The organism is Rhodococcus sp. ENV425, from assembly GCF_002887785.1.
GTDB classification, from domain to species: domain Bacteria; phylum Actinomycetota; class Actinomycetes; order Mycobacteriales; family Mycobacteriaceae; genus Rhodococcus; species Rhodococcus aetherivorans.
Window position 1 is genome coordinate 1 of the sequence record NZ_PCZU01000077.1, and the last position, 7,403, is coordinate 7,403.

The 7,403-nt window shown below is 70.8% G+C and carries 7 protein-coding genes, 1 pseudogene and 1 riboswitch; of the genes and pseudogenes, 3 read left to right on the forward strand and 5 right to left on the reverse strand.

Going from position 1 to position 7,403, the window contains the following annotated elements:
* Window positions 1-149: 149 nt before the first annotated feature.
* The 3 genes from CQZ88_RS05735 to CQZ88_RS05745 form a co-directional block, all read right to left on the reverse strand.
* On the reverse strand, window positions 150-1,277 hold the full coding sequence (locus CQZ88_RS05735; RefSeq protein WP_029544230.1) for a ubiquinol-cytochrome c reductase iron-sulfur subunit: 1,128 nt from the start codon (window positions 1,275-1,277) through the stop codon (window positions 150-152).
* Entirely contained in the window at window positions 1,274-2,143 is an 870-nt protein-coding gene (locus CQZ88_RS05740; protein ID WP_006932071.1) for a c-type cytochrome, read from the reverse strand. Before CQZ88_RS05740 ends, CQZ88_RS05735 begins: the two co-directional genes overlap by 4 nt.
* A 63-nt stretch (window positions 2,144-2,206) precedes the next feature.
* On the reverse strand, window positions 2,207-2,818 hold the full coding sequence (locus tag CQZ88_RS05745) for a heme-copper oxidase subunit III (protein WP_006932077.1): 612 nt from the start codon (window positions 2,816-2,818) through the stop codon (window positions 2,207-2,209).
* A 137-nt stretch (window positions 2,819-2,955) separates the two neighbouring features.
* On the opposite strand from CQZ88_RS05745, the gene CQZ88_RS05750 reads away from it, so the two are divergent.
* Both CQZ88_RS05750 and trpD read left to right on the forward strand, forming a co-directional pair.
* Complete coding sequence (locus CQZ88_RS05750) at window positions 2,956-3,402, forward strand: hypothetical protein (protein WP_029544227.1); 447 nt, start codon at window positions 2,956-2,958, stop codon at window positions 3,400-3,402.
* A gap of 68 nt (window positions 3,403-3,470) precedes the next feature.
* The gene (trpD, locus tag CQZ88_RS05755) at window positions 3,471-4,541 is read left to right on the forward strand and encodes an anthranilate phosphoribosyltransferase (protein WP_180986951.1); all 1,071 of its coding nucleotides are present in this window, start codon (window positions 3,471-3,473) and stop codon (window positions 4,539-4,541) included.
* A 27-nt stretch (window positions 4,542-4,568) separates the two neighbouring features.
* On the opposite strand, the gene CQZ88_RS05760 is transcribed toward trpD, so the two are convergent.
* Both CQZ88_RS05760 and CQZ88_RS05765 read right to left on the reverse strand, forming a co-directional pair.
* Window positions 4,569-4,844, reverse strand: coding sequence for an Lrp/AsnC family transcriptional regulator (locus CQZ88_RS05760; RefSeq protein WP_006932084.1), 276 nt, complete (start codon window positions 4,842-4,844; stop codon window positions 4,569-4,571).
* A gap of 41 nt (window positions 4,845-4,885) precedes the next feature.
* A complete protein-coding gene (locus CQZ88_RS05765) occupies window positions 4,886-6,667 on the reverse strand; it encodes a DEDD exonuclease domain-containing protein (protein WP_029544223.1) in 1,782 nt (593 codons plus the stop codon).
* Between the two features lie 452 nt (window positions 6,668-7,119).
* Window positions 7,120-7,288, forward strand: a riboswitch (cyclic di-AMP (ydaO/yuaA leader).
* A 14-nt stretch (window positions 7,289-7,302) separates the two neighbouring features.
* Between CQZ88_RS05765 and CQZ88_RS30515 the strand changes: the two are divergent.
* A pseudogene (locus CQZ88_RS30515) lies at window positions 7,303-7,403 on the forward strand (hydrolase); the annotation flags it as partial.

Consider the following 7,403-nt stretch of genomic DNA (forward strand, 5'->3'; position numbering starts at 1 on the left):
CACGAAGCTGTACAGGGCGATCTCACCCAGGAGGAAGGACCAGTGGGTGGGGAACACCTTGTTGATCTGACGCCGCAGCCCGGCCGCCGGGTGATAGCGCGAGTCGATGTTCTCCGCCGCGTGGGCGGCGCGGGACGGTGTTGCAGTACTCACGGGCGACGCTCCCAAAATGCCGGACCGAGAGCCTCGATGAAGTCACCGTTGGCGACGAGGAAGCCCTCTTCGTTCACTGTAATAGGCAACTGCGGCAGTGCGCGAGCAGCAGGACCGAACAGGGGCTTGCCGTACTCCAGGGCATTGAACTGCGACTGGTGGCAGGGGCACAGGATGCGGTTGGTCTGCTGTTCGTACAACGACGTCGGGCAGCCCAGGTGGGTGCAGATCTTCGAGTAGGCGAAGTAGTCGCCGTAGTTGAAGCTCTCCTGACCCTTGCGCTTGATCGCCCTCGCCGTGTCCTCGGTCCGGAGGCGGATCAGCATGACGGCGTTGCGGATGCCGCGCAGGCCCTCGAGGAGGGCGTGCTCGTCACCGCGGTCCGACTCGCGGAAGGGGAACACGGTCTCCATGCCGCCGGCATCGAGGTCCTCCGGGCGGACCAGGACGATGTCGTTCGGGCGTCCGGTGTCGCGACGCAGGTAGATCGTCTCGCCCGGGTACCGGGGCGTCCAGCCCGAGACCCACAGCGGCGACTCGTCGCCCTCGGCCCAGGGGTTCTTGATCAGGCCGCCGAGCGGCATGATCAGGCCGAGGCCGAGCGCGCCGCCACCGAACAGTGCCGTGCGCTTGATCAGCTTGCGACGCGGCAGCGTGGAGGTGTCCAGCGAGTCGGAGAGCTCGGCGACGATCGTCCGCCGATCGACCTCCGAAGAGACTCCGTCGTGCCGATCCTGGATCGACACCTCTTCCGGGATGAACTTCTTGGTGAACTGCACCGCGCCGACGCCGACGCCGAGGATGGCCAGACCCAGGGTCAGGCCCAGCAGCGGCGTGTACAGGTTGTACAGCGTGTAGTTGTCCTCACCGGGGCCCTGGTACTCCCACGGCCAGAAGATGAAGACCGCGATGAACGCGAGAGCCGACACACCCGCCAGCCCGAACCAGAAGGCGACGTTCCGTTCCGCGCGCTTCTCGGCGCGCGTGCCCGCGACGGGCCAGCGGTCCTTGCGGAACGCCACGTCCACGCCGTCGAGGTTGGTGCCGAGCGCGACGAGATCGTCGCGGCTCATCTGATCGAGGTTCTCGATCGTGTGCTTGTTCGGCGTTTCGCCGCCACTCATGACCTTGCTCCGATCCACAGTGCCGCACCGACGACGGCGACGATCCCGACCACCCACATCGTCGGGCCCTCGGAGGCGGGGCCGAAACCGCCCAGGCCGTATCCGCCGGGGCTGTTCGTCTCGCCGGAGGCCTTGACGTAGGCGATGATGTCCTCCTTCTCCTCCAGCGTGAGCTGACGATCGGAGAACTTGGGCATGTTCTGCGGGCCGGTCAGCATCGCCGTGTAGATCTGCTGCTCGTTCGCCGGATCCAGCGCCGGCGCGAACTTGCCGGACGACAGCGCGCCGCCGCGGCCGGTGAAGTTGTGGCATGAGGCGCAGTTCTGGCGGAACAGCTCGCTGCCGCGGGCAACGTCGTTGCCGCGCAGCGAGGACTGGGCGATCTCGCCGTTCTCGTCACGGATGAGCGTCGGGCCGCCGCCGTTGGCCTGGATGTACGCGCCGAGGGCGTCCGTCTGGGCCGCGTCGAACTTCGGCGTCTTGCGCACGGCCTGGGCCTCGTTGCGCATCATCGGCATGCGGCCGGTGGAGACCTGGAAGTACACGGCCGCCTCGCCGACACCGATCAGGCTGGGGCCGCGGTCCTGCACACCCTGCAGGTTGGCGCCGTGGCACGTGACGCAGGAGGTCTCGTAGAGCTGCTTGCCTTCGCGGATCAGGGCCGACTGGTCCTCGTTCGCCGTCGCCACCTGCGGCGCGGGAGTCAGCGCGGAGGCGAGGAAGCCGGCGCTGAGCAGGCCGAGGGCGAGCACCAGCGCACCGGTGACGCGGCGGCGCAGCTTGCGCTGACGGCGGGACTTGGCGGACGCGGCCGCGGACTGACCGGGCATGTCACCCTCGGAAGCGAGAGGTGGGGATGAACTCATCTGTATCCCTTTGGTATGTCGGGACGGACTGGACGTCAGGGGGCTGCCTGGGCGTTCAGCTGGCTAACGGATGAAATAAATCGTGGCAAACAGCGCGATCCACACGATGTCGACGAAGTGCCAGTAGTAGGAGACGACGATCGCCGCGGTGGCCTGCGCCGGCGTGAACTTGCTGACCCTCGTGCGCACGAGGAGGAACACGAAGGCGACGAGGCCGCCGATGACGTGCAGGCCGTGGAAGCCGGTCGTGATGTAGAAGACCGAACCCCACACCATGCTCGAGATCGTCACGCCCTCGCCGACCAGCTGGGTGTACTCGAAGCCCTGGCCGAGCACGAAGAACGTGCCCATGGCGAGGGTGATGATGTACCACCGCCGGAGGCCGAACACGTCGCCACGTTCGGCTGCGAACACACCCATCTGGCAGGTGAAGGAGGAGGCGATCAGCACGAGGGTGACCGGCACCGCCAACGCCAGATTGAGGTGGACAGGCTCCGGCGGCCAGTTGCCGTCGGCCTGCGCCCGCGCCACGAAGTACATGGCGAAGAGCCCTGCGAAAAACATGAGCTCACTGGACAACCACACGATGGTGCCGACGCTGACCAGATTGGGCCGGTTCAGCGAGTGCACGCGCTGGGTGATTGCAGTTCCTGAAGTCCCTACTGCGCTCGTCACGTTCGCAAGTATGACTGCTCGTAGTAACTCGTGGGCAATCGGGGCCGAAATCGGCGCGTCTTCGCTGGTGGGCGCCGTGCGATCGCGTTTTCCGGGGGCGGTCGTGCACTGCCCGTGGCGCGTGGGATCGTGGTGCGATGAGCAGTGGCGGAGGGGTGTGGGGCCGGGTCCGGCGAGCGTTCTCGCGCAGGGGTCCGGAGCCCCTGGATCCGGCACGGCCGGACCTGGTGGTGGTGGTCTCGTCCTTCGACGACGTCGAGGCCTGTTCGACCGCCCTCGAGCGGGGCGCGGCGACCGAACCGGCCTGGTCGCCGGAGTCGGAGGCCGTCCTGCGGCACCATCTCGAGCTGCCGGCCGATTCCGTGGAGCGGGCGATCGCCCTGGCCGCGCAGGACGGGTACGCCCCGGCGCAGCCGGCGAACCCGGCCGGGCCCGGCCTCCAGGCCGTCCTGCTGCAGCGGGTGCAGGTGCTCGATGCGCTGCACTGTTCGCAGGAGCGGTCGCGGATGGCCGGTCTGGCGCAACGGCTCGGCGGTACCGCGCTCGGGTGGGACGCCCTGCAGCCGGAGATCGGCCCTGGCTAAGCTCTTCCGGCATGCGCCGCCGACGACGGCGGCGCACCGAGGAGCGAGATGCGGCGAGGGCAGGTGCGATGAACGCTGGACGACAGGCGGATGCGGTGGCCCGGAGCTGGCCGGCGGTCCTCGGTGGGCTCACCGCCGGACGCGACCTCGCGCGTGCGGAGGCCCAGTGGGCGATGGACGAGATCATGTCCGACAACGCCACGGCCGCGCAGATCGCCGCGTTCGGCGTCGCGCTGAAGATGAAGGGGGAGACGCCCGAGGAGCTGCTCGGCCTCGCCGACTCGATGCTGGGCCACGCCCGGCTGGTGCCGGTGGACGACGACGTCGTCGACATCGTGGGCACCGGCGGGGACCGGGCGAACACGGTCAACATCTCGACCATGGCGTCGCTGGTGGTGGCCGCGTGCGGCATCCGCGTCGTCAAGCACGGCAACCGGGCGGCCTCGTCGAAGAGCGGCGGCGCGGACGTGCTCGAGGCGCTCGGCGTGCACATCAGCCTCGGTCCCGAGGCCGTCGCGGAGTCGGTCGCCGAGGCCGGCATCGGGTTCTGTTTCGCCCCCGTCTACCACCCGGCGCTCCGGTTCGCGGCCGCACCGCGTAAGGAGATCGGTATCCCGACGGTGTTCAACGTGCTCGGGCCGCTGACCAACCCGGCCCGGCCCCGCGCCGGCCTGATCGGATGTGCCTTTCCGGAGCTGATCGGCACGGTCGCCGGTGTCCTCGCCGAGCGGGGCAACTCGGCGCTCGTCGTGCGGGGCGACGACGGGCTGGACGAACTGACCACCTCCACGACGTCGACGGTGTACGTCGTCCGGGACGGCAGCGTGAGCACCGTGAGCCTGGATCCCACCGACCTCGGCGTCGCCCGGGTGCCGCTGGACGCGCTGCGCGGCGGCGACGCCGCCGAGAACGCCGTGATCGCGCGGGCGGTGCTCGCAGGGGAGCACGGGCCGGTACGCGACGCGGTCCTGCTGAACGCCGCCGGGGCGATCGCCGCCTTCCGGGGGTTCGAGGGATCGCTCGCCAGTGCCCTGGCGGCGGGGATGCAGACGGCAGCCGAGGCGCTGGACTCGGGCGCGGCGGCTGCGGTGCTCGCCCGCTGGGTCGAGGTGACCAACCGGCTCGCCGCCGCGGGCTGAGCGCGACGACGGGCCGGGGCGTCCGTCCTATTCGCCGATCGAGAACCCGGCCTCGACGTCGGCGCTCGAGTACGACTGGAAGGCGATGTGCGTCGCCGTCCTGGTCACGCCGTCGAGTTTGTTGATGCCGCGGGTGACCACCTCGGCGATCTCCTCGTGGTCGCGCACCCGCAGCAGCGCGATCAGGTCGATGTCGCCGGCGCACGAGTACACCTTGTCGACGCCGGCCAGGTCCGCGACCGCCTGGGCGGTCTCCGGGATGCGGTGGGCGTCGGCGTGGATCAGGACGATGGCGTGGATCATTGCTCTCCTCGGCTTCCGGGGACGGACCTGCGGGCGAGCCCTCAGCGTAGGGGGTGCGCGATCGTGACCGGCTCGGCCCCGGCGCGTGCCGTTCGGGCGAGCTCACCCCACTGCGCCCACGCCCCGGCGCCGCGGAGCGGCTCGGACCAGCCCTGGGTGGTCCGGACGATGCGGACTCCGTCGTCGTGGAGCCAGCGGGCCAGCAGTCCCAGTTCCTCGACGAGCGCACCCCGCAGCGGCGCGGTCGTCGGGCGCACGGTCTCGGCCGCGGCGGCGATCGCGTCGACGACGGGCATCGGCGGGACGCCGCGTGGAGCGACTCCCGCTGCCGCGAGCCGGCCGGCCCGGATCACCGCGAACTCCCAACCCCCTTCGGCGCGTCGGCGGGCGGCGATCAGCTCGTCCACCGCCGCGAGGGCGGCCAGGCGCTGCGTCCGGCGCAGCGCGAACACGGCGTCGGCCGCCCGGTCCCGCAGCCGGGCCGCGCTCTCGAACAGTTCGGCGGCGCCGAGATGGTCGATGCGCTCGCGCATCCGATGCAGCGGCGCGTCGTCCTCCCCGCGCAGCAGCGCCCGGGCGAGGTCCACCTGCCGCGCGTACTCGACGGGGGTCTGCAGCCCGGCCGCGGCGGCGGCGCAGGCCCCCACGGCCTCCGGAGGGCAGTGCTCGCCGTGCCGTTTCGTGCGGGGGATGCGCCGGGTGCAGGTCCGCAGCAGGCAGAACTCGGCGACGGTGGTGGCGACGGCGACGGCGTCGGCCCGCGACGAGAACGGGCCGACGGCGTCGGTCGGGCCGCCGCACGTCGGGGCCGGGGGCGCCGTGGTCGGTGTGCGGACGACGGACAGCCGGGGGAACGCCTCGTCCGTGAGGGTGATCCACCAGCCCCGGGTGGGGAACTTGGAGCGACGGTTGTAGGGCGGGGCGTGCGCGGCGAGCAGCCGCAGCTCCCGCACCCCGGCCTCGAGGGCATGGGCGCACTCGACGTGATCGATCCGGGTGGTGAGTGCCACCATCTCCTTCAGGCGGGGCCGGGTCTCGGATCCGGTGAAGTAGTTGCGCACGCGGCGGCGCAGGTCGACCGCGGTCCCGATGTACAGCACCTCGTCCGAGGGCCCGCGGAACAGGTACACGCCGGGCCGCCGCGGCAGGTGCGCCGCGAGGGACCGTTTGGCGCGTTGCTCGGCGGTGACGGCCGGCAGATAGTCCCGCAGTTCGGTGAGGCTGTGTACCCCTTGGTTGCCGACGCGGTCGATGAGCGCGTGCAGGACGTCGACGGTTGCCCGGGCGTCGTCGAGGGCGCGGTGCGTGGGCGTGGTGGACACCCGGAACAGCTCGGCGAGCGCGGACAGCCGCACGGACGGTGCCTCGTCCCGGCCGAGGACGCGGCGCGCGAGCTTGACCGTGCACAGTACCTGCAAGCGGGGCCACGCGACCTCGGACCGGGACGCCGCGGCCCGCAGGAATCCCACGTCGAAGCCCGCGTTGTGCGCGACGAGCACGGATCCGGCGGCGAACTCGAGGAACGAGGGCAGGACCTGCTCGATCCGGGGCGCGGCACGGACCATGGCGGTCGTGATGCCGGTGAGCTGCACGATGTTCGGGGGGATCGACCGGCCCGGGTCGACGAGCGTGGCGAACTCGCCGAGCACCTCGCCGCCGCGGATCTTGACCGCCCCGATCTCCGTGATCGCGTCGTCCGTGGAGCTGCCGCCGGTGGTCTCGAGATCGACGACGACGAAGGTGGTCTCCCGCAGCGGCGTGTCCAATTCGTCGAAACCGAGCTGCACCCCGACGGCGGGCTCGGTTCGGTGGGGCACGGTCACGACGCCAGGGTAGGGGGCGGGTCCGACACCCCGGGGACGGGGCGGAGACACCCGGAACGGTCCGGGGAGACGAGGATCACATCTTCGGTCGGCCGTGTGGGTGTGGGCGGCGGCGCGAGAGGGTATCGATACCGCGACCGGAGGGCAGGCGCCGCCTCGGTCGGCGGCTTCTCGCTTCGTCGATGCGCTCGCGATCGCCGGTTCGACCTGCGACAACGCGACGGGTTCCGGGCGCAGGCCGCCGGAGGCGCCCGGAGCGGCCGCGGGCCTGCCGCGTCCCGAACCGACCGTTATGTTTCCGTGATCGAACGGGCCGGGTCGTGGGACCCGAATCGGACATACCCGTCAATCCGCGGCGTCTCCGGCGCGGACGGTCGACATCCTCCGATGCGATTTCGTAATCTTTTCGAGACCAAGCGGTGAGGATGTCGAACCACCAGAGGGGAGACGCCGCTCGGTCACCGCCTAATCGGCGCACCCGCAGCGGGTGCCCGAGCCGGGGACCCACGTTGTCCTCTGGGGTGAATCCCCTCCGACCGCGCCAGCGGGACGAAGGGGTAGGGCTGATCTTCCCAGCCCGAACCCGTCAGCTAACTCGGTCGGCGGACGAACGGAAGAAATGGAGCAACCCCCTCGTGGCGTCTCAGATTTCCAAGCGCACCGTGCGGCGCGCCGTCGTCGCCGGTGCCCTCGCTCTCGGCGCGGTCACTGTTTCGGCGGGTCCCGCCCTCGCGGA

Bases quoted from the DNA above. Each gene is read 5' to 3' on its own strand.
- CQZ88_RS05750 (WP_029544227.1), top strand. From the start codon at position 2,956: ATGAGCAGTGGCGGAGGGGTGTGGGGCCGGGTCCGGCGAGCGTTCTCG.
- CQZ88_RS05735 (WP_029544230.1), bottom strand. From the start codon at position 1,277: ATGAGTGGCGGCGAAACGCCGAACAAGCACACGATCGAGAACCTCGAT.
- trpD (WP_180986951.1), top strand. From the start codon at position 3,471: ATGAACGCTGGACGACAGGCGGATGCGGTGGCCCGGAGCTGGCCGGCG.
- CQZ88_RS05760 (WP_006932084.1), bottom strand. From the start codon at position 4,844: ATGATCCACGCCATCGTCCTGATCCACGCCGACGCCCACCGCATCCCG.
- CQZ88_RS05740 (WP_006932071.1), bottom strand. From the start codon at position 2,143: ATGAGTTCATCCCCACCTCTCGCTTCCGAGGGTGACATGCCCGGTCAG.